The organism is Sphingobium psychrophilum (genome assembly GCF_012927105.1).
Classification (GTDB): domain Bacteria; phylum Pseudomonadota; class Alphaproteobacteria; order Sphingomonadales; family Sphingomonadaceae; genus Sphingobium; species Sphingobium psychrophilum.
On sequence record NZ_JABBFV010000002.1, the window covers coordinates 205,183 to 226,724 of the forward strand.

The window sequence follows — 21,542 nt, forward strand, 5'->3', positions numbered from 1 at the left end:
GAATAGCCAAAAGGGCCAATTACAGCCTTGGGCCGCACCAGTTTATGTACGAACTAGTTAGTAATAAAAAAGGGAGGATAGCATGACATCAGGTTTCAACACGCAGCTTCGCCTCGGCGGATCGCTGGCCGCCATGGCGCTGTGCGCCTGCGTGTCGCCGCTTTGGGCGCAGGATCAGGCCGCACCGGCCGAGCAGGCCAGTGACGCTGCTGCCGAACCGGCCACCGCCGACATCGTCGTCACCGGATCGCTGATCGCCCGCCCGAACAATGTCGCGGTCAGCCCGATCGTCACCGTCTCGGATGAACTGGTCCAGCAAAGCGGCCAGATCACGCTCGAAGATTCGCTGAACCAGCTGCCTGGCTTCACGCCATCGGGCAATGCCGGCACCGGCGGCCAGGGATCGGGCGGCCGCGCCACGCTCAACCTGCGCGCGCTCGGTTCCAACCGCAACCTCATCCTGCTCGACGGCCGTCGCCTGCCGCTGTCGGACATTAACGGCAATGTCGATATCAACATCCTGCCGGAATCGATTATCGGGTCGGTGGACGTCATCACCGGCGGCGCGTCGGCCATCTATGGCTCGGACGCCATGTCCGGCGTCGTCAATTTCAAGACCGACAAATATTTTGACGGCATCCGTGGCGACATTCAGAACGGCAACAGCTTCCGCGGCGACTATGGCAAATTCAACGCCTCGCTCGCGCTGGGCACTAAATTCGCCGACGATCGTGGCCGCCTGATGCTGGCCTTGAGCTACGGCCAACGCGATCCGCTGTCCGGGTCGCAGCGTAACTTCTTCTCCGACAAGGTGCCATCCTCCTTCATCGGCACCGGCGCCTATGTGCCCAATGCCTTGAACCTGCCCAATCAGGCGGCGCTCAACGGCCTGTTCGCCAGCTATGGCGTCACCACGCCGGTCAATCCGACGCTCAACCTCGGCTTCAACAATGATGGCTCGCTGTTCGCGCAGACGGGCGCGATCAATTATAAGGGGCCAACGACCGGCGCCTATGCCGTGGTCGGCGGCAATGTGCGTATGCCGGTCGGCCCGCAGTTGCAGATCCTCAACGCCTTCGAACGCAAATCCGCCTTCGCCAAGGGCGAATATGACCTGACCGAATCGCTGACCGCCTATGGCCAGTTCCTCTATGTCGATTCCACCGTTACCACCGAAAGCGGCGGCAGCCTGACGCAGTTCGCGCCCTTCACCACCATCCCGGTCACCAATCCCTTCATTCCCACCGACCTGTCCGCCCTGCTGGCCTCGCGCGCCAATCCGGCCGCACCCTTCCGCTGGAGCGCCCGCTATGTCGGCATCGGCGACAAGGGCTGGGACGAAAATTACCGGGTCCAGCAATATCTGGGCGGGCTGAAGGGCACGATCGGCGGATCATGGAAATTCGACGCCTTCGCCGCCTATGACGAAACCGTCCACACCCAGTCGATGTTCAATGCCGTGCTGAAATCGCGGGTCCAGACCCTGCTCAACGCCTCTGATGGCGGCGCGTCGCTCTGTGCGGGCGGTTTCAACCCCTTCGGCATCACCAACGCGACCAGCCTGTCGCGCGAATGTCAGCAATATATGACCGCGACGATCAACAGCAGCGAACGGCTGACCCAGACCCAGATCCAGGGTCAGGTCAACGGTCCGCTGTTCGATCTGCCGGCAGGGCCGGTCCAGCTGGCGCTGCTTGGCGGCTATCGCAAAAATACCTATAAATATGATCCCAGCTCCGATCTGGTGACCAACAATGTCGAGGGCGTCGTTGGCTCCAACGCGGCCCGTGGCGAAATCAGCGTCAAGGAATTTGCGGCGCAGATCGACATACCGCTGTTGTCCGAAACCCCCTTCTTTCACGAACTGGGCGTCGGTGCGGCCTTCCGCTATTCTGACTATAAACCCAGCGGCAGCGTCAAAAGCTACGAATTGGACGCCCGCTGGCAGCCGGTCCAGTCGCTGCTGATCCGCGGCAGCTACCAGCGGGCCGTCCGCGCCCCCAATATCGGCGAACTCTTCTCGCCCATTACCGGCTCGCAACTCGCCATCGGCACCCCGCCGCTCGCGGTCGGCGATCCCTGCGACGTCCGCTCGGCGGCCCGTACCGGCGCCAATGGCGCGCAAGTGCGTGACCTCTGCCTGGCGCAGGGCATCCCGGCCGCGGCGATCGACGCCTATCAGTTCGCCACCACCGCGACCGGCGGCAATATCCAGGGCAACAGCGCCCTGACCCCTGAAAAGGCGAACACCTTCAACGTCGGCTTCGTCTATAATCCCAAATTCTCGTCGCCCTGGCTGTCGGGCTTCTCCTTCTCGGTCGACTATTATAATATCAAGATCCGCAACGTCATCTCCACCATCAATGGTCTGACGGTTCTCGCCAAATGCTATAATCTCGACGGATCGAACAGCAGCTATTCGAACAGCAACGAATTTTGCCAACTGGTCGAACGTGACCCGACCGGCCAGCTCGTCGCCATCGCCCAGCCCTATCTCAACCTCGGTGCGCTCGACACCGACGGCGTCGATGTGCAGGTCAACTGGTCGCTGCGCCTGTCGGAAGCCGGCATCGGCGACGGATCGGGCAAGATCTACGCCTCGTCCGCCATCGGCTGGCTGAACCATTATAAGGTCCAGACCCTGCCGGGTTCAGCGGCGCAGGATTTCGTGGGCACCAGCACCCCGGGCCGTCCGCTGCCCAAATGGAAGGCGCTGACCACGCTCGGCTACAGCTCCGATGTCTTTGGCTTCGGTGTACGCTGGCGCTATCAGGGCAAGCTGCGGGACATCAGCGCCATCACCTCGCCCGCGTCGGAACAGGTGGGGGTAAAGCCCTATAATCTGTTCGATATCTTCTCGACCGTCGATATCAACGACAATCTGCAACTGCGTGGCGGCGTCACCAACCTGTTCGACAAGGCCATCCCCTTCGTCGCCAGTTCGCAAAACGGCACGGACGCGGGCACCTACGACATGGTCGGCCGGTCCTTCTATGTCGGCGCGAAGTTCAAATTCTGATCTTTCCCTGGTCCCCGTCCTATCACGACGGGGACCATCTTTTCTCATTGGATCGCTACTCTTGACCCAATCCCGCTCCGTCCCGCGCTATCTCACCGGCCTGATCGGCCGCGATATTCAGGCCTCGATTACCCCGCGCCTGCATGAAAGCGAAGCGGATGCGCAGGGCATCCGCCTCATCTATCGCCTGTTCGATTTCGCCGCCGATGGCATGGACGGGTCCGACCTGCCGCGCCTGCTGGACGCGCTGCAACTGGCCGGTTTCGCGGGGGTCAACGTCACCCATCCCTATAAGCAGGCGGTCATCGCCCATCTCGATGAACTGTCACCGCAAGCCGCGCAGATCGGGTCGGTCAACACCGTCGTCTTCCGCGATGGCCGGCGCATCGGCTACAACACCGACGTCACCGGCTTTGCCGAAAATCTCCGCTCCGGCCTGCCGCAAGGCATCGCCATGACCCGCGTCGTCCAAATGGGTGCCGGCGGGGCAGGGGCCGCCACTGCCCACGCGCTCATGGACCTGGGCGTACAGGAATTGACCCTGTTCGATTCCGACTCCACCCGCGCCACCGCGCTCTGCGATGCGCTCTGCGCCGTCCACGACGTCGGCCGCGCCATCGTGGGCGACGATCTCGCCGCATCGGTCGCCCAAGCCGACGGCATCGTCAACGCGACCCCCATGGGTATGGCCGTCCATCCCGGTTCCGCGATCCCGCAAGCCTTGCTCGAACCCCGGCTATGGGTCACCGACATCGTCTATTTCCCGCTCGAAACCCAGTTGCTGCGCGAAGCCCGCGCGGCGGGTTGCAGCACCCTCGACGGCAGCGGCATGACGATCTTCCAGGCCGTCGGTGCCTTTCACCATTTCACCGGGCGGGAAGCGGACCCAACTCGCATGGGCGCCAATTTCCGCGCCGCACTACAGGGCTGAACCACATGGAGCATAGGCCGTCATGACCCTGCCATTCGGCATCGCCACCGTCTCGCTCAGCGGCACGCTGGAGGAAAAGCTGCGCGCCGCATCCGCTGCCGGGTTCGACGGCGTCGAAATTTTCGAAAACGACCTGATCGCCTCCCCGCTGCGCCCGCGCGAAGTCCGCGCGATGCTCGATGATCTTGGCCTCACCTGCATGCTCTACCAGCCCTTCCGCGATTTCGAAGGGATGCCCGGCGCGATGCGCCAACGCGCCTTTGATCGCGCGGCGGCCAAATTCGACCTGATGGGCGAACTCGGCACAAGCCGCATCCTCCTTTGCTCCAACTGCTCGCCCCATGCGCTGGGCGAACGCAATCGCATCGTCGCCGATTTCCAGCAACTCGGCGATCTCGCCGCCAGCCACGACATCATCGTTGGCTATGAAGCCCTCGCCTGGGGCCGCCATGTCTTCGACCATCGCGACGCTTGGGCGATCGTGGAGGCCGTCGATCATCCCAATATCGGCCTCATCCTCGACAGTTTCCATTCGCTCTCGCGTGGCATCCCCAGCGACAGTATCCGCGCCATTCCGGGCGACAAGATCGCCTTCGTCCAACTCGCCGACGCGCCGAAACTGGATATGGACCTGCTCTATTGGAGCCGCCACTTCCGCAACTTTCCGGGGCAAGGCGGCCTGCCGGTCGAAGCCTATGTCGCCGAAATATTGGCGACCGGCTATACAGGGCCGCTCAGCCTTGAAATCTTCAACGACCGTTTCCGCGGCTGGTCCGCCGACCTCATCGCCGCCGACGGCCTGCGCTCGCTGCGCCATGTCGAGGATGCCGCGCTGCGCCTGCTCGACCGCCCCACCGCCGCGCCCGCGCCGCCGCCCCATGTCCGCCCCGAATTTGTCGAATTTGCCGTCAGCGACGCGGACGTTCCGGCGCTAGAAGCGATGTTCGGATCGCTCGGCTTCACCCGCACCGGCATCCACCCGGCTAAAGCGGTCAGTCGCTGGCAGGCCGGCTCCGTCAACCTCGTCATCAACGCCGAACCGCACGGCTTCGGCCATGATTTCCAACAGACCCACGGCCCGTCCATCTGCGCCGTCGGCCTGGTGGTGCCGGATCGCGATGCGATCGCCGCGCGCGCCGCGCATCTGGGCATCCGCGCGGTGGACGATAGCGACGCACCCGGCAATCTCGCTTTCCCCGCATTGCGCGGCATCGGCGGCAGCCTCGTCTATCTGATCGGGGAAGGGGAGGCAGCCGCGATGTGGAACGGCGAGTTCATGCCCACCGGTGCGTGTCCTGACGACGCGCCACTCGCCATCGACCATCTCGCCGCCGTCGTCCGCATTGAGGAATATCTGTCCTGGCAACTCTATTGGCGCTCGCTTTTCGGGCTGCAACAAAGTTTCCAGGCCGACGTCATCGACCCCTCCGGCCTGGTCTTGAGCCAGCCGCTCCAGTCCGCCGATGGCGCCCTGCGCGTCACCCTCAACGCCTCCGAAGCACTCGGCACCTTGTCGTCGCGCTTCGTCGACCATAATCTGGGCGGCGGTTACCAGCATATCGCCCTGTCCACGCCAGACCTGCTGGCGACCGCCGATCGCATGGCCGGCAAAGGGGCAGACATCCTGCCGATCCCGCCCAATTATCATGACGACATCGCCGCCCGCTTCGGTCTGGACGACCAGCGTATGGTCGCCCTGGCGCAGGCGAACATATTGTACGACGCGGACGGCACTGGCGAATATTTGCAACTCTACAGCCGCGCCTTCCGCAAGCGCTTCTTCTTCGAATTTGTCGAACGCGAAAATTATCAAGGCTATGGCGCGCCCAACGCCAGCATCCGCCTCGCCTCGCAGGAACGCTATAAAAAAGCTGCTAACGATGCAGGATAATGGCGGATCATGCTGAGAGGATGCCCCTTCCAATAGTCATTGCTTCGCTACGCTCACAATCACGAGGCAGGTCAGCGTGAAGTCATAAGGCGTTAGACACACGCTGATCGCAACGCGCCACCCACCGGGGCGGCGCGTTGCGCATTATTCAGGAAGTCGCGTCTGCAGTCTCGGTCTGAACCGCCTTGATGCCCAGCTTCTTGCGCGGGCTTTTCGCCTTGACCGGCGCCGCTACGGGCGTTTCGACAGCGGGAGCCGGTGCCGCCGCCTTGGGCTTGCGACCGGGCTTCTTGGCCGCGGCCTTCGGCGCGACCTCCGCCTTCACCGCCTCAACGGCTGGAACGCTGGCAGCCTTGCTCTTGGCCGCTGCCGCAACGGTCGGCTGCTTGCGGCTCGCCTTGGGCTTGGGCGCTGCCGCCTCGACCTTCGGAGCAGGCGCAACCGCCGCCGCTTCCGCAGCGGCCGCCGCCGCGCGCGCCTGCGTGCCCCGCTGGCCGAGGCCCAGCTTCTGCGCCACCTCCCGGCGCTGTTCGGAATAGGCCTGCGCCACCATCGGATAGGCCGCGGGCAGGCCATAGCGTTCGCGATACTCGGCCGGGGTCAGGCCGTGCGTGGCCAGATGCCGCTTCAAAGTCTTGTACGGACGCCCGTCGATCAGGCTCAAAATATGGTCACGCGACGCGATGCTCTTGCGCACGCTCACCGCCGGCACATGCTCGACCGTTTCGACTGGCTCGGGCGCAGTCTCCGCGATCAACGCGGCCCGCGTCGACTGGATCAGCCCGGCCAGATCTTCGCTGGAGACTGTATTGTTGGCGACATAGGCGCTCAACAACTGGACGGTCAGGCTCGTATAGTCGGGCTGTTCGGTGTCGGCCATGGAAACTTCCTATCCAGATAAGGTCGGGTCGCAGGCATAAGGTCGGCTGGCCCGATGGACCTTGTGCCCCCGTCCGGCGCTTTTGTCAAAATACAGGGGCTGGCATAGTATATCGAGCATCAAGTCACGGATGAAGACTGATCCACATCATTTTTGGTACAGTCCCCAACGCGACATTGTCGACCCGATCAGACTTGGTCGCTAACATGTCCGGCCATCAGGCCGCGCCCGGCGATCCGCCCAGCGCCTTGACCAATGCGATGCTGGCGCGCATCCGTTCGATCTCGGCGCTCAGCAACGCGCTCTGTGCATCCAGCGCGTCGGTCTGCGCAGTGACGACCTCCAGATAGTCGGACGCGCCGTCGCGATAGCGGGTGAAGGCCAGGTCGCTGGTACGCTGCGCCGCCTGCGCCGCGTCGCGCTGGTCGACCAGTTGCACCGACAGGTATCGCAGCGCGGCGATGCCGTCCTCCACCTGCCGGAACGCGCCCAGCACGGTGTCGCGATACAGCGCCGCCTGCTCCTCATAGTCGGCGCGCGACAATGCGATCTGCGCCCGCCGCTTGCCGCCGTCGAACAGGGTCAGCGCCGCGGCCAGCGGTCCCAAGCCCCACACGCTGTTAGGCGTCGTCAGCAACTGGCCATGCGTCGCCTGCCAACCACCGCTCAGCCCCAGCGTGATCGACGGGAAGAAAGCCGCGCGCGCCACGCCGATCCGGGCGTTGTTGGCGAACATCCGCCGCTCGGCCGCGGCCACATCGGGCCGCCGCTGCAACAGCGTCGAAGGTGCCCCCATCGGAATGGTGGGCGCGCCCAGCGCCTGCACCCGCGCGGGAATCGCAAAATCGGACGCCACCGCCCCGGTCAGCGCCGCCAGTTCATGCTCGGTCGCGGCGCGATCGCTCGCCACCGCCGAAATCCGCGCCTTGGCGTTGCTCAATGTCGTGCGCGCGCGATTGACGTCGATGCCAGACGCGATCCCGCCCTCATGCCGCGTATCGGTCAATTGATAGGCGCGCTCGAACGCCTCGACCGACCGGTGCAACAGATCCGCCTGCGCATCCAGCCCGCGCAACCGCGCATAGGCGTCCGCCACCGCCGCCTGCAAACTCAGCCGCGCCGCCGCCAGATCGGCCTCGCTCGCCTGCGCGTCCGCCCGCGCGGCCTTCACGCTGTTGCGGATGCGGCCCCACAGGTCCAGCTCATAGTCGATCGCCGCGCCGATCGAAAAATCATTATAGGTCTGCGCGTTACCATTGCCCTGGAACCGATTACCCGACACGCGCTGGCGCGCGCCATCGCCGCCCACGCTGATAGTCGGGATCAGGTCCGACCCCTCGACCCGCGCCACCGCACGCGCCTGGTCATAACGCGCCAGCGCCGCCGCCAGCGTCGGGCTGGCCGCCTGTGCGCGCGTCTCCAGCTCGTTCAGCACCGGATCGCCGAACGCTTCCCACCACGGTCCGCGCGGGGCGGTGTCCATCGGCGTGGCCTCGGTCCAACCGGCCATCTCCTTGTAGGCTTGGGGCGCAGCGATCTGCGGCGGCTGATAGTCGGGCGCCATCGAACAGCCGCCCAGCAGCGCTAGCCCCAGACAGGCACCCGCCCGCCGCATGGACTTAGCCGGCATGGACCTACGCACCCTTGCCACCGCTCTGCACGCTCACCTTGTCGCCCGACTGGATCGAATCCGGCGGGGAATCGATCACCCGCTCGCCAGCCTTGATCCCGCTCGCGACCAGCACCGTCGCACCCTCGTCGCGGGCGATGGTGATCGGCCGCACGGTCACGCGACTGTCGCGTCCGACCACCGCCACGGTCGGCCCGTCATTGCCATAGAGGATCGCGCTGCCCGGCAGGCTCAATCCCCCAGAACCAGCAGATCCGCCACCCTGGCCGACATCGAAGCGCACCTGCGCAAACGCGCCGGGCTTCAACGCCCGGTCGGGATTGGCCGCCTGCAACTCCACCAGCACCGCGCCTGATTGCGCATCGACAGCGCCGGCGCTGCGCGTCATCGTCGCGGTAAAGGCGCGGCCGGGATATTCCGGCAGCGTCAGCGTGGCCGGCATCCCGACCTTCACCTGCGCCGAATAGCCCTGCGGCACGCGCACATAGATGCGCATCCGGTGGATGTCGGACACGGTGAACAAAGGCTGCGACGCGGCATTGCCCGCCACCACCAGCGCGCCGATCTGTGCCGCCCGGCTCGTCACCACCCCGTCGAAGGGCGCGGCGAGCCGGGTAAAGCCCTGCATCGCACGTAACCGCTTCACATTGGCCATAGCCGCATTGGACAGCGCTGACTTGGCCGCCAGGTCGCCGGCCTTTTCGTCCGATTCCTGTTGCGACACGGCGTCCTTGGCCAGCATCACGCTCCACCGCTTCGCCGTCGTCCCCGCCAGTCGCTGGTTCGCCATCGCGGTCTGATAATCGGCCTGCGCCTGCGCCAGTTGCTGATCGATCTCCGGCGCGTCCAGCACGGCGAGCGACTGGCCCGCCCGCACATTGTCGCCGATATCGGCCAGCCAGCGGCTGACATAGCCATTGGTCCGCGCATAGATGGCCGCACTATTATAGGCCTGCACATTGCCCGGCAGCACCAGCGCCCCGCCCTTGGCGTCGCTCTGCGGCGATACGGTCGCCACCGATGGAATCGCCGCCTTCTGCGCCGTACCGCGCAGATCATTGGTCGCGCTGATCCGGGTCGCCGCGCCGATCGCCACGACCGCCAAAGCGATGACGCCCGCGCCGATTCCTACGCGCTTCAGCATCCGGCTGTCGGGACCGGTCGCGGTCATGTCTGGGGAGGGCTGATCATCCTGCATGGCTGGGCTGCATTTCCATCTGGGGGTCGGTGGCCTTGTGGCGGCGGTGGACGAAGGCGAAGATCACGGGCACGAAGAAGAGCGTAGCGATGGTGGCGCAGACCAGCCCGCCGATCACGGCCCGGCCCAGCGGCGCATTCTGCTCGCCCCCATCGCCCAGGCCCAGCGCCATCGGCCCCATGCCGATGATCATGGCCAGCGCGGTCATCAGCACCGGGCGGAACCGCACCAGCCCCGCCTCCATCGCCGCCTTGGTCGCATCGCCCAACTCGGCCAGCTTCTCGCGCGCGAAACTAACGACCAGAATGGAGTTGGCGGTGGCGACGCCCATGCACATGATCGCGCCGGTCAGCGCCGGGACCGACAGGGTCGTGCCGGTGATGAACAGCATCCACACGATCCCGGCCAGCGCCGCGGGCAGGGCGGTGATGATGACGAACGGATCGACCCAGCTCTGGAAATTGACGACGATCAGCAGGTAGATCAGCACGATCGCGCCCGCCAGGCCCCATCCCAGCCCCGAAAAGGCGGTGTTCATGGTCGCATATTGGCCGCGCATGGTGACGGTCGCGCCCTTGGGCACTTCTGCCTCAAGAGACTTGATCGCGGCATTGATGTCGCCCGCCACCGCGCCCAGGTCGCGGCCCTGCACCGTCGCATAAATGTCCAGCACCGGCGCGATATTATAATGCGAGACCACCGGCACCGTGTTCGACCGTGCGATCGTGGCAAGGCCACCCAGCGGCTGCACCGCACCGTTGCTGCCGGCGGCGGCCGATACGGGCACGTTGGACAGGTCGCTGATCGACCCCATCAGGTATTCGGGCGCCTGCGCCACGACCGGATAGGACACCCCGCTCTTGGGATCGACGAAGAAGACCGGCGCGGTCTGCGCCGTCCCGGCCAGCGAACTGGCCAGGCTGGTGGTCACATCCCGCTCGGTCAGGCCATATTGGCCCGCACGCGACCGGTCGACATCGACATTCAGCTGCGGCGAACGCCCCGGCTGCTGGATGCGGGCATCGGCGAGGCCGGGAATGACCGCGACCTTGGCCAGCAGTTTTTGCGCATAGGCGCGGTTGGCCGCCGCATTCTTGCCCGCAATCTGGATGTCGATCGGCGCGGGCGCGCCGAAATTCAGGATCTGGCTGGTGATGTCGGCCGGCAGGAAGGAAAAGCTGGTGCCGGGGAAGCGGCGCGGCAATTCCTCGCGCAACTGGCCCACGATCAGGTCGGTCGGGCGATGGCCATGTTTCAGCGCGATCATCATGTCGCCATCCTGCGGGCCGATCGTGCCGCTATTATTATAGACGGTGTTGATGGAACTGACCGGCAGGCCGATATTGTCGGTGATCGCGTCCAGCTCGCTCGCCGGCACCATCTCCTTCACGGCGGCGGCGATCCGCTCGAACCGCGCAGCCGTATCCTCGATCCGGCTTCCCACCGGCACGCGGATATGCATGGCAATCTGCCCCGAATCCACCGCTGGAAAGAAATTGCTGCCTAGCATGGGAAGCAACCCGAAGGAGAGGAGGACGATGCCCATAAAGCCCAGCAGGAAGGGCCTCCGCGCATTCAACGCCCGACGCAGCAAACCCAGATAGCTATGGCGTATCGCCTCGAACCGCGTCTCGAACCCGCGCTGGAACCGCACGAAGACGTTCCGCGACTTGGCGTCGCCCGCCATATGACCATGTGCCACATGGGGTTTGAGCAGATACATCGCCATGGTCGGCACCAATGTCCGCGACAGGATGAAGGACGCGATCATCGCGAACACCACCGCCAGCGCCATCGGCACGAACAGGAATCCCGCAACGCCCGGCAGGAAGAACATCGGCACGAACACGATACAAATGCACAGCAAAGATACGAAGGCCGGCGTCACGATCTGCGCCGCGCCGTCCAATATGGACTCCACGACCCCCTTGCCCTGTTCCAGATGCCAGTTGATATTCTCGATCGTCACCGTGGCGTCGTCCACCAAAATGCCGACCGCCAGCGCCAGCCCGCCCAGCGTCATGACGTTCAACGTCTGCCCGAACAGGGCCAACGCCGCCACCGCCGCCAGAATGGCCAACGGGATCGACAGCGCGATAATGACCGTCGATCGCCAGCTACCCAGGAACAGCAGGATCATCAGCGACGTCAGCGCCGCGGCCAGCGCACCTTCATGGATCACGCCCTCGACCGCCGCCTTTACGAAGATCGACTGGTCGCCGATCACCAATATCTTCAGGCTGTCGGGCAGCGTCGCGCTGATCTTGGGCAGCGCTTCCTTGACGCCATCCACGATCGCCAGCGTCGACGTCGCGCCGTTTTTCAGCGCGGTCAGCAGCACCGACCGCCGCCCCTCGACATGCACGACATTGGTCTGCGGCCCATTGCCGTCGCGGACATAAGCGATGTCGCGCATATAAATGGTCGCGCCGTTCACGACCTTCACCGGCAGGTCATTCAGCGCCTCGATCGTGCCCGGCGCATTGTTCAGCCGCACGCTATATTGGGTCGCGCCGATCTTCACGAAGCCGGCCGGATTGATCTGGTTCTGCGCCGCGATCGCCGTGCCGACATCCTGCGCCGTCAACCCCTTGGACTGGAGCGCGACGGGATTGAGGTCGATCTGGATCTGCCGCTGCTTGCCCCCCGATGGAAAGGGCATGGCCAGGCCGGGGATAGTGATCAGCGGCGGGCGGATCTGGTTCTGGCCCAAATCGAACAATTGCTGTTCGGACAATCCCTTGCCCGACAGCGCCAGTTGCAGGATCGGCACGGTCGACGCGCTGTAATTCAGGATCAGCGGCGGCGTGATGCCCGGCGGCATCTGGCGCAACACCGTCTGCGATATCGACGTCACCTGTGCGGTCGCGGTGCGGATATCGGCATCGGGCTGGAAATAGATTTTCACGATGCCGATACCCTGCATCGACTGGCTCTCGATATGCTCGATATCGTTGACCGTCGTCGTCAGCACCCGCTCATAGGGGCTGATGATCCGGTTGCCCATCTCTTCGGGCGGCAGGCCGGCATATTGCCACGCCACGGCGATCACCGGGATGCGGATATTGGGAAAGATGTCGACCGGGGTGCGGAACGCCGCCAGCAGGCCGACGATCGCGATCACTATCGCCATGACGATGAAGGTCAGCGGCCGATGCAGCGCAACCTTGACGATACCAATCAACCCGTCACTCCCGCCTTCATCGCGCCGACGCCCGCCGCCGGATGCTCGATGCCGTGCCCCTCCGTCATAAAATCGCCCGTAAGGCATAACGGGAAGCGGCAGCCAAACCGCCATGCCGTCCCCGTCTTGCTCTGCGAAAGGGTCGGATTTTTTAGTTTCGAAACGCCACCCTTGGCCGCGCCTATGGGCAGTTGTTTCTGTCGTGTCCAATATCTAAACAGGCATGATCGATATATATAAAGACCTGATCCGATGGACCTGAGACATTTACGCTATTTCCTGTGTGTCGCCGAAGAGATGCATTTCGGCCGCGCCGCCCAGCGCCTGGGCATGTCGCAACCGCCTTTGAGCCAGCAGATCCGCGCGCTGGAGCAGGAACTGGGCGTCCGCCTGTTCGACCGTACCAGCCGCCGTGTCGCCCTCACTGAAGCGGGCCGCCTGTTCCTGCCCGAAGCGCGCAAGACGCTGGCGCAGGCGGATCATGCGGCGCAGGTCGCCCGCCGCACCCAAAGCGGCCATCTCGGCCGGCTCGCTCTGGGCTTCACTGCCTCGGCCCCCTTCGTCCCCCAGATCGCCGACGCGCTCTATGATTTCCGGCAGAGCTTCCCGCAGGTCGATCTGCGCGTGCAGGAACAGGGGCGGGACGATCAGGTCGCGCTGATAGAGCGCGGCGATCTCGACATCGGCATCATCCGCGGCGTGGTGCCGCCCTCCCTGCCGCCGGGCCTCAGCGCCACCTGGTTGCTGGAGGAGGATATGCTCCTCGCGCTGCGGCAGGATCATGCGCTGGCCCGGCGCGACGCTGATCCGTCCATCGCCGACCTCGCCGGCGTGCCCTTCGTCCTCTACGCCACCACCAGCAGCGCCGATTTCAACGATCATTTCTTCGCGCTCTGCGATCAGGCGGGGTTCAAACCCAGCATCGCGCTGGAAGTCGGCAGTTTCGCCACCCTGCTCGGGCTGATCGCCGCGGGTTTCGGCGCGACCATTTTATCCCGCTCGCTCTCGCGCCTGCACGTCGACAAGGTGATCCTGCGCCCGCTCTTTCCGCCTGTCCGCACGCGCCTGTGGATGATCCACCGCGACGACCTGCCACCCACCGCCCGCGCATTTCAGGACGCCATCCTGCGCGCCGGAAACGGACAAAAAAACGGCAATGATGAGATCGTGCAAGCTACTGAAAATAAAGAATAATAGGATATTTCGCGATCAACGCGCCTTGATCGGCTGAAAATATATCATTTATATTCAATAACTTAAACAGAACATCCAATGTGAAATCGCCCCACAGCTGTCGCACTCGGTGTCTCGTCAGTGCCGAACGGCCTCCGCCAGCGCATCCATCGCCTGCGCCACCGCGCCTTGGGGCCCGGCATAGCCGCTCAATCCCGTTCCACCTTCCCCCCCCCCGAACGCCGCCGCCAGCGCCTGCAACAGCCCATGCGCCGCCACCCCCTCGTCCGCCAGCACGAAGCCCACAGTCCGCCGATGGTCGAACCCCCCCAGCGGCACATGCGCGACATCGGCGCTGCGGTAACAATCGGGCATCACCGTCACCCCCATGCCCGCGCCCACCATCTGCAACGCCCGCTCGTCATTGGTCGTGCGCAGCGAAAAATGCGGCCGCACCCCGCGCTCCAGAAAGTGCCGGCTGGTCTGCGACAGTAATTCGCAATGTCGCCGCACGATCATCGTCTCGTCTCGCAGATCGTCCGCGTCGATCATCGACCGCCCCGCCAACGGATGATCGGTCGCCATCACCATCGCATAGCCTTCTTCCCCCACCACCTGCTGCGCCAGCGGCTGCGCGCCCGGCCGCAAAATGGTGAGCGCCGCGTCCAGCCGATCCCGCGCCAGCATCGCGGTCAATTCCCGCTCGCTGGCGAAGGCGATCTCCACCGGCCCGCCGCCGCCCGCGCGATAGGCCCGCGCCGCCCGCGCCACCAATGCGCCGGCAATGCTGCTCAGCACCCCGATCCGCACCGGCCGCGCCTGCGCGGTATCGGCCATCGCCCCCAGCGCGACATTGAACTCCCGCTCGATGCGCCGGGCATGGGTCAGGAAGCGCGTCCCCGCCTCGGTCAATTGCACCCGCTGGTTGGTCCGGCTGAACAGTTGTCGTTGCAGCGCGTTCTCCAGCTTGGCGATCCCCGCCGACAAAGTGGGTTGCGACACGTTGCAATGGACCGCCGCGCGGGAAAAATTGCCCTGGTCCACTACCGCCAGGAAATAGCGGAGAAGATAGCGTTCGATCATAGCTTCCATCTATACACTGATATGCCACTGTCAATTTTCCAGCCGCCCCGGACCGCGCTATGATCGGGCCAATAGGAGAGAAACGCCAATGACCGATTTCGATTTTGCGCTGGGCGACAATGCCGACATGATCCGCGACAGCGCGGCGCGTTTCTCTGCCGACCGCATCGCGCCGCTCGCTGCCGAAATCGACGCGAAGGACTGGTTTCCCCGCGAATTATGGCCCGCCATGGGCGCGCTCGGCCTGCACGGCATCACCGTGGAGGAACAATGGGGCGGCCTGGGCCTGGGCTATCTCGAACATGTCATCGCACAGGAGGAGGTCGCCCGCGCCTCCGCCTCCATAGGTCTCAGCTATGGCGCCCACTCCAATCTCTGCGTCAATCAGATCCGCCGCTGGGGCAATGACGCGCAAAAGGCAAAATATCTCCCCAAGCTGATTTCCGGCGAACATGTCGGTTCGCTCGCCATGTCGGAAGCGGGCGCCGGGTCCGACGTCGTCTCGATGAAGCTGAAGGCCGAAAAGAAGGGCGACCGCTACGTCCTCAACGGCACGAAATATTGGATCACCAACGCGACCTATGCCGATACGCTCGTCGTCTATGCCAAGACCGGGGAGGGTTCCAAAGGCATCACCACCTTCCTGATCGAAAAGGACATGAAGGGCTTTTCCATCGGGCAGAAGATCGACAAGATGGGGATGCGCGGTTCCCCCACCGCCGAACTGGTGTTCGACGATTGCGAAGTGCCGGAGGAGAATATCATGGGGCCGCTCCATGGCGGCGTCGGCATATTGATGTCAGGCCTCGACTATGAACGCACCGTGCTCGCCGGCATCCAGCTTGGCATCATGCAGGCATGCCTCGACACCGTCATCCCCTATGTCCGCGAACGCCAGCAGTTCGGGCGTCCCATCGGTGCATTCCAACTGATGCAGGCCAAGGTCGCCGACATGTATGTCGCCCTAAACAGCGCCCGCGCCTATGTCTATGCCGTCGCCAGAGCCTGCGATTCCGGCAAGACGACCCGCTTCGACGCCGCCGGCGCGATCCTGCTGGCGTCGGAAAATGCGATGAAGGTCGCGCTGGAAGCCGTGCAGGCGCTGGGCGGCGCTGGCTATACGAAAGACTGGCCGGTCGAACGCTATATGCGCGATGCCAAGCTGCTCGACATTGGCGCCGGCACCAACGAAATCCGCCGGATGCTGATCGGCCGCGAGTTGATCGGCGCATAATCCTCCCCGGCACGGGGAGGGGGACCAGCCGAAGGCTGGGGGAGGGGCGGGTGCCCCGACGCAAGGTAGAAGGCTAAAATGACCGCACCGATTTTAGACACCAAACTCGCCGCCGACAGCGAAGCCTTCCGCGCCAATGCCGCCCACAACCGCGTGCTCGCCGAAGAACTGCGCGCCAAAGTTGCCAGCGCCGCCCAAGGCGGCTCCGCCACCGCACGCGACAAACATGTCGCCCGCGGCAAGCTGCTCCCCCGCGACCGCGTCGAGCGGCTGCTCGACCCCGGCTCGCCCTTCCTCGAAATCGGCCAGCTCGCCGCCAATGGACTTTATGGCGACGAAGTCCCCGGCGCAGGCCTCATCGCCGGCATCGGCCGCGTGTCGGGCCGTCAGGTCATGATCGGCTGCAACGACGCCACGGTGAAGGGCGGCACCTACTACCCCCTCACCGTGAAGAAGCATCTGCGCGCCCAGGAAATCGCGCTCGAAAACAATCTCCCCTGCATCTATCTGGTCGACAGCGGCGGCGCGAACCTGCCCAACCAGGCCGAGGTCTTTCCCGACCGCGATCATTTCGGCCGCATCTTCTATAATCAGGCGAACCTGTCCGCCCGCGGCATCCCCCAGATCGCCTGCGTCATGGGCAGCTGCACAGCCGGCGGCGCCTATGTCCCCGCCATGTCCGACGAAACCGTCATCGTCCGCAATCAGGGCACCATCTTCCTCGCCGGCCCGCCGCTGGTGCAGGCCGCGACGGGCGAAGTCATCAGCGCCGAAGAGCTTGGCGGCGGCGACCTGCACGGCCGCAAGTCCGGCGTGGTCGATCATGTCGCGGAGAATGACGACCATGCGCTCACAATCGTCCGCGACATCGTCTCGACCCTTCAGCCCGACCGCCAGCCCGACCTCAACCTGCGCGATCCCCGCCCGCCGAAATTCGACGCGACCGACCTCTACGGCATCATCCCCGACGACGTTCGCGCGCCCTATGACGTGCGCGAAATCATCGCCCGCCTCGTCGATGGCAGCGAATTTCATGAGTTCAAAGCCCTCTACGGCACCACGCTCGTCTGCGGCTTCGCCCATATCTGGGGGATGCCGGTCGCGATCCTGGCGAACAACGGCGTCCTCTTCAGCGAAAGCGCGTTGAAGGGCGCGCACTTCATCGAACTCGCCTGCCAGCGCCGCATTCCGCTGCTCTTCCTCCAGAATATCTCCGGCTTCATGGTCGGCGGCAAATATGAGGCGGAGGGGATCGCCAAGAACGGCGCGAAACTCGTCACCGCCGTCGCCACCGCGCAGGTGCCCAAGATCACCGTGCTGATCGGCGGCAGCTTCGGCGCAGGCAATTACGGCATGTGCGGCAGAGCCTATGGCCCCCGCTTCCTCTTCACATGGCCCAATGCCCGCATCAGCGTGATGGGCGGCGAACAGGCGGCCAGCGTCTTGGCGACCGTCCACCGCGATGCGGCCCAGTGGAGCGCGGAGGAAGCCGAAGCCTTCAAAGCCCCCATCCGCCAGAAATATGAGGATGAAGGCAACCCCTATTACGCCACCGCCCGCCTGTGGGACGACGGCGTCATCGACCCCGCCCAGACCCGCGACGTGTTGGGGTTAGCCTTCGCCGCCACGCTGAACGCCCCGGTCCCCGACCGCGCGCAGTTCGGCTTGTTCAGGATGTGATGCCCATGATCCAATCCCTCCTCATCGCCAATCGCGGCGAAATCGCCTGCCGCATTATCCGCACCGCGCGGGCGATGGGCATCCGCACCGTCGCGGTCTATTCGGACGCGGACGCGAACGCCCTCCATGTCCGCGATGCCGACGAAGCCGTCCATATCGGCCCATCCCCGGCACGCGAAAGCTACATCGTCGGTGAAAAGATCATCGCCGCAGCCCATGCCACCGGCGCGCAGGCGATCCATCCGGGCTATGGCTTCCTGTCCGAAAACGCCGCCTTCGCCCAATCCGTGATCGACGCGGGCCTCATCTGGGTCGGCCCCAACCCGTCCAGCATCACCGCCATGGGTCTTAAGGACGCCGCCAAGACGCTGATGCAGGCCGCCGGCGTCCCGACCACGCCCGGTTATCTGGGCGAAGACCAGAGCCTCGAACGCCTCACCGCCGAAGCCGACGCCATCGGCTACCCGGTCCTGATCAAGGCGGTCGCCGGCGGCGGCGGCAAGGGGATGCGCAAGGTCGATAATCCCGCCGACTTCGCCGACGCGCTCGCCTCCTGCCGGCGCGAAGCCGCCTCCAGCTTCGGCAACGACTCCGTCCTCCTCGAAAAATGGATCACCAACCCGCGCCATATCGAGGTGCAGGTCTTTGGCGACACCCACGGCAATGTCGTGCATTTGTTCGAACGCGACTGCTCGCTCCAGCGCCGCCACCAGAAGGTGATCGAGGAAGCCCCCGCGCCGGGCATGACGGACGTCACCCGCGCCGCCATCTGCGACGCCGCCGTCCGCGCCGCCAGGGCGGTCGACTATGTCGGCGCCGGCACGATCGAGTTCATCGCCGATGGATCGCCGGGCCTGCGCGCCGACCGGATATGGTTCATGGAAATGAACACGCGATTGCAGGTCGAACATCCGGTAACCGAGGAAATCACCGGCGTGGATCTGGTCGAATGGCAGCTCCGCGTCGCATCGGGCGAACCGCTGCCGAAGAAACAGCATGAACTGTCCATCAACGGCCATGCCATAGAGGCGCGCCTTTACGCGGAAGACCCGGCCAAGGGCTTCCTGCCCTCCACCGGGACATTGGAGCAATTTGAACTCGACGCCCATGTGCGCATCGACAAAGGCGTCTATCAGGGCGCGCATATTTCGCCCTTTTACGATCCGATGATTGCCAAAATGATTGCCCATGGGCTGGATCGGGAGGAGGCGCGGGAAACGCTTGCCTATGCACTGAACCGCAGCATCATATGGCCGCTACGCACGAACGCGGCGTTTATTATCAAGGCACTGGATCATCCAGACTTCATCGCCGGAACGATGGATACTGGCCTCATCGAGCGGGCAGGCGACAGTCTGATCCCGCCCGCCATGCCCTGCGACGATGCCCTGTCCGACGCCGCGCGGCATTATGGGCGTCAATCCTTGGCCGGGTTCCGGCTGAATGCACCGCGGCAGCAGCAGGTCGTGCTGGCGGTCAACGGCCAACTGTTGCCAGCGCATATGCCGATCCTCGATTATGTGGATCAGCTGCCACTCGCTGGTCCGATGGAACCGCCCATTATTTCCTTCACGACGGATGAGGGCCAAACCTGGCAGATCGGGCCGATGCGTGTGTCGGGCAACGCGACCGGCGCGGCCTCCGACGGCGCGATCCTGTCCCCCATGCCCGGCCGCATCATCGCAGTCGCAGTCGCGGCGGGGGACGCCGTGACCAAGGGGCAGAAGCTGCTGACATTGGAGGCGATGAAGATGGAGCATAGTCTTGTCGCGCCCTTTGACGGCGTTGTCGCAGAACTCAACGCGGCCGAAGGCGGCCAGGTCAGCGAAGGCGCGCTGCTCGCCCGGATCGAACAAGCAGAATAGCGCCTGTCCTACAAGGGGGCATCCGGGTTAGATCATCTGACCAGGGATGAGTCTGCTGGAGATGTTTCTACGATTATTTCCTACTCTTGAAATACAATGTCGGAATCAGCGGGAAATGTGCGAAGTTAAGGGACGATAGCGTGGCAGGCAGATATTTCGATCAATGGACCATCGGCGACATTATCGCCCACGACATCCGCCGCACCGTGACGGAGACGGACAATCTTCTCTTCACGACGATGACCCACAATCCCCAGCCGCTGCACCTCGACGTCGAAGCGGCCAAAGCCAGCGAGTTCGGCCAGATCCTCGTCAACGGCACCTTCACCTTCGCGCTGATGATCGGCCTGTCGGTGGGCGACACGACGCTCGGCACGCTGGTCGCCAACCTCGGCTATGACAAGCTGGTCATGCCGCACCCGGTCTTCATCGGCGACACGATGCGCTGCGAAACCGAAGTCACCGACCTCAAGCCCAGCCAGTCGCGCCCCGGCGCTGGCATCGTTACCTTCACCCACCGCCTGCGTAATCAGCGGGACGAGATCGTCTGCCAATGCCTGCGCATGGCGCTGCTCAAAAAGTCCGACGCATGAGGTTGCGGTCGCTGCTCTTCGTGCCGGGCGACCGGCCCGATCGCTTCGCCAAGGCCGCCGTCAGCGGTGCCGATGCGCTGATCCTCGATCTGGAGGATTCGGTCGCCCCGGAACGTAAGGCCGCCGCGCGCGCCGCCGTGGCCGACTGGCTAACGGAAGACCGGACGATCCCCAGCTTCGTGCGCGTCAATCCGCTCGGCAGTGACCAGACCCTCGCTGACCTCGCCGCGGTCCTACCCGGTCGCCCCGACGGCCTCGTCCTGCCCAAGGCGGAAGGCGCGGCCAGTGTCGCGGCGTTGCTCGCCTTGATTGGCGAAAACGCGCCGCCGATCCTCCCGATCGCCACCGAAACCCCCGCCGCGATCTTCCAACTGGGCAGCTATGCCACCATGGCGGATCATCTCGCAGGCCTGACTTGGGGGGCGGAAGACCTGCCCGCCGCGATCGGCGCGGCGACCTCGCGCGAAACCGACGGCCGATACACGCCGCCCTATGAGATGGTCCGCTCGCTCACCCTGTTCGCCGCCCATGCCGCCCATGTCCCCGCGATTGAGACGGTCTTCCCCCGCATCGACGCGCCGGACGCGCTCGCCGATTATGTCGCCCGCGCCCGCCGCGATGGTTTCACCGGCATGATGGCGATCCATCCGGCGCAGGTCGCCACGATCAACGCGGGCTTCACCCCGACGACCGACGAACTGGCCCATGCACGCGCGATCGTCGCCGCCTTCGACGCCCATCCGGGTGCAGGCGCGCTGCGTCTGGACGGTAAGATGATCGACCGCCCCCATCTGGTGCAGGCCCGCTACATCCTCGATCGCGCCGGGGATTAATCCCGGCGGACGATGACCTCGACCCCGGCCAGCCCCCGCGTCAGGGCAAAGGGCTTGTCGACATTGACGCACGCCTCGACCACGCCGGGCCAACTCAGACAGTCTTCGCCCAGCCGATGGGCGAATGTCTCGATCAGCGGGATATGCACTTCGGACAAAGCCTCAGCCGCGCGCACGATCCGCCGATAGTCGATCGTCCCGCTTATCCCTTCGACCGCACCGCCCGACAGCAGCAACTGGACGGTGATGACCAGCGGCTGGCGGCGGCCGATCTCGTCGGGGTTGATGCCGATATCGGCCAGCAGCGGCAGGTCCTTGACCCGGACCTTGGTGGTGACGGACGCCATA

15 protein-coding genes are annotated in these 21,542 nt (G+C 64.6%); 9 read left to right on the plus strand and 6 right to left on the minus strand.

Going from position 1 to position 21,542, the window contains the following annotated elements:
• The first annotated feature begins 82 nt into the window (after positions 1–82).
• The 3 genes from HHL08_RS04395 (at position 83) to HHL08_RS04405 (ending at position 5,841) form a co-directional block, all read left to right on the plus strand.
• Positions 83–3,019, plus strand: coding sequence for a TonB-dependent receptor domain-containing protein (locus tag HHL08_RS04395; RefSeq protein ID WP_169571255.1), 2,937 nt, complete (start codon positions 83–85; stop codon positions 3,017–3,019).
• 61 nt (positions 3,020–3,080) lie between these two features.
• On the plus strand, positions 3,081–3,950 hold the full coding sequence (locus tag HHL08_RS04400) for a shikimate dehydrogenase (RefSeq protein WP_235954817.1): 870 nt from the start codon (positions 3,081–3,083) through the stop codon (positions 3,948–3,950).
• Between the two features lie 22 nt (positions 3,951–3,972).
• Complete coding sequence (locus tag HHL08_RS04405) at positions 3,973–5,841, plus strand: bifunctional sugar phosphate isomerase/epimerase/4-hydroxyphenylpyruvate dioxygenase family protein (protein WP_328804564.1); 1,869 nt, start codon at positions 3,973–3,975, stop codon at positions 5,839–5,841.
• Positions 5,842–5,989: 148 nt separating this feature from the next.
• On the opposite strand, the gene HHL08_RS04410 is transcribed toward HHL08_RS04405, so the two are convergent.
• The 4 genes from HHL08_RS04410 to HHL08_RS04425 all read right to left on the minus strand — a co-directional run bounded on the left by HHL08_RS04410 (position 5,990) and on the right by HHL08_RS04425 (position 12,733).
• Positions 5,990–6,721 (minus strand): MucR family transcriptional regulator, encoded by a 732-nt coding sequence (locus tag HHL08_RS04410; RefSeq protein WP_169571257.1) that lies wholly within the window; start codon positions 6,719–6,721, stop codon positions 5,990–5,992.
• A gap of 217 nt (positions 6,722–6,938) precedes the next feature.
• Positions 6,939–8,351 carry an efflux transporter outer membrane subunit gene (locus HHL08_RS04415; protein WP_235954826.1) on the minus strand — a complete coding sequence of 471 codons (1,413 nt, stop codon included), beginning with the start codon at positions 8,349–8,351 and terminating at the stop codon, positions 6,939–6,941.
• Positions 8,352–8,355: 4 nt separating this feature from the next.
• Positions 8,356–9,549, minus strand: coding sequence for an efflux RND transporter periplasmic adaptor subunit (locus HHL08_RS04420; RefSeq protein WP_235954828.1), 1,194 nt, complete (start codon positions 9,547–9,549; stop codon positions 8,356–8,358).
• A complete protein-coding gene (locus tag HHL08_RS04425) occupies positions 9,539–12,733 on the minus strand; it encodes an efflux RND transporter permease subunit (RefSeq protein WP_169571258.1) in 3,195 nt (1,064 codons plus the stop codon). The genes HHL08_RS04420 and HHL08_RS04425 overlap by 11 nt, the downstream gene beginning before the upstream one ends.
• A gap of 252 nt (positions 12,734–12,985) precedes the next feature.
• Between HHL08_RS04425 and HHL08_RS04430 the strand changes: the two genes are divergently transcribed.
• Entirely contained in the window at positions 12,986–13,927 is a 942-nt protein-coding gene (locus HHL08_RS04430; RefSeq protein ID WP_169571259.1) for a LysR substrate-binding domain-containing protein, read from the plus strand.
• A gap of 117 nt (positions 13,928–14,044) precedes the next feature.
• Here the strand turns inward: HHL08_RS04430 and HHL08_RS04435 are convergent, their stop codons facing one another.
• Positions 14,045–14,989, minus strand: a complete 945-nt coding sequence (locus tag HHL08_RS04435; RefSeq protein WP_169571396.1) for a LysR family transcriptional regulator — start codon at positions 14,987–14,989, stop codon at positions 14,045–14,047.
• Positions 14,990–15,077: 88 nt separating this feature from the next.
• Here HHL08_RS04435 and HHL08_RS04440 point away from each other — a divergent pair, with 88 nt between their 5' ends.
• The 5 genes from HHL08_RS04440 (at position 15,078) to HHL08_RS04460 (ending at position 21,194) form a co-directional block, all read left to right on the plus strand.
• Positions 15,078–16,223: an isovaleryl-CoA dehydrogenase gene (locus tag HHL08_RS04440; protein ID WP_169571260.1), complete on the plus strand. Its 1,146-nt coding sequence runs from the start codon at positions 15,078–15,080 to the stop codon at positions 16,221–16,223.
• 78 nt (positions 16,224–16,301) lie between these two features.
• Positions 16,302–17,903, plus strand: a complete 1,602-nt coding sequence (locus tag HHL08_RS04445; RefSeq protein WP_169571261.1) for a carboxyl transferase domain-containing protein — start codon at positions 16,302–16,304, stop codon at positions 17,901–17,903.
• Between the two features lie 5 nt (positions 17,904–17,908).
• A complete protein-coding gene (locus tag HHL08_RS04450) occupies positions 17,909–19,768 on the plus strand; it encodes an acetyl/propionyl/methylcrotonyl-CoA carboxylase subunit alpha (protein WP_169571262.1) in 1,860 nt (619 codons plus the stop codon).
• 140 nt (positions 19,769–19,908) lie between these two features.
• Positions 19,909–20,361: a MaoC family dehydratase gene (locus HHL08_RS04455; RefSeq protein ID WP_169571263.1), complete on the plus strand. Its 453-nt coding sequence runs from the start codon at positions 19,909–19,911 to the stop codon at positions 20,359–20,361.
• Positions 20,358–21,194 carry an HpcH/HpaI aldolase/citrate lyase family protein gene (locus HHL08_RS04460; protein ID WP_169571264.1) on the plus strand — a complete coding sequence of 279 codons (837 nt, stop codon included), beginning with the start codon at positions 20,358–20,360 and terminating at the stop codon, positions 21,192–21,194. Before HHL08_RS04455 ends, HHL08_RS04460 begins: the two co-directional genes overlap by 4 nt.
• Here the strand turns inward: HHL08_RS04460 and HHL08_RS04465 are convergent.
• Positions 21,191–21,541 (minus strand): dihydroneopterin aldolase, encoded by a 351-nt coding sequence (locus HHL08_RS04465; protein ID WP_169571265.1) that lies wholly within the window; start codon positions 21,539–21,541, stop codon positions 21,191–21,193. The genes HHL08_RS04460 and HHL08_RS04465 overlap by 4 nt on opposite strands.
• Position 21,542 lies beyond the last annotated feature (1 nt).

Bases quoted from the DNA above. Each gene is read 5' to 3' on its own strand.
- HHL08_RS04405 (WP_328804564.1), top strand. From the start codon at position 3,973: ATGACCCTGCCATTCGGCATCGCCACCGTCTCGCTCAGCGGCACGCTG.
- HHL08_RS04450 (WP_169571262.1), top strand. From the start codon at position 17,909: ATGATCCAATCCCTCCTCATCGCCAATCGCGGCGAAATCGCCTGCCGC.
- HHL08_RS04430 (WP_169571259.1), top strand. From the start codon at position 12,986: ATGGACCTGAGACATTTACGCTATTTCCTGTGTGTCGCCGAAGAGATG.
- HHL08_RS04415 (WP_235954826.1), bottom strand. From the start codon at position 8,351: ATGCCGGCTAAGTCCATGCGGCGGGCGGGTGCCTGTCTGGGGCTAGCG.
- HHL08_RS04410 (WP_169571257.1), bottom strand. From the start codon at position 6,721: ATGGCCGACACCGAACAGCCCGACTATACGAGCCTGACCGTCCAGTTG.
- HHL08_RS04440 (WP_169571260.1), top strand. From the start codon at position 15,078: ATGACCGATTTCGATTTTGCGCTGGGCGACAATGCCGACATGATCCGC.
- HHL08_RS04465 (WP_169571265.1), bottom strand. From the start codon at position 21,541: ATGGCGTCCGTCACCACCAAGGTCCGGGTCAAGGACCTGCCGCTGCTG.
- HHL08_RS04395 (WP_169571255.1), top strand. From the start codon at position 83: ATGACATCAGGTTTCAACACGCAGCTTCGCCTCGGCGGATCGCTGGCC.
- HHL08_RS04420 (WP_235954828.1), bottom strand. From the start codon at position 9,549: ATGCAGGATGATCAGCCCTCCCCAGACATGACCGCGACCGGTCCCGAC.
- HHL08_RS04445 (WP_169571261.1), top strand. From the start codon at position 16,302: ATGACCGCACCGATTTTAGACACCAAACTCGCCGCCGACAGCGAAGCC.
- HHL08_RS04435 (WP_169571396.1), bottom strand. From the start codon at position 14,989: ATGATCGAACGCTATCTTCTCCGCTATTTCCTGGCGGTAGTGGACCAG.
- HHL08_RS04460 (WP_169571264.1), top strand. From the start codon at position 20,358: ATGAGGTTGCGGTCGCTGCTCTTCGTGCCGGGCGACCGGCCCGATCGC.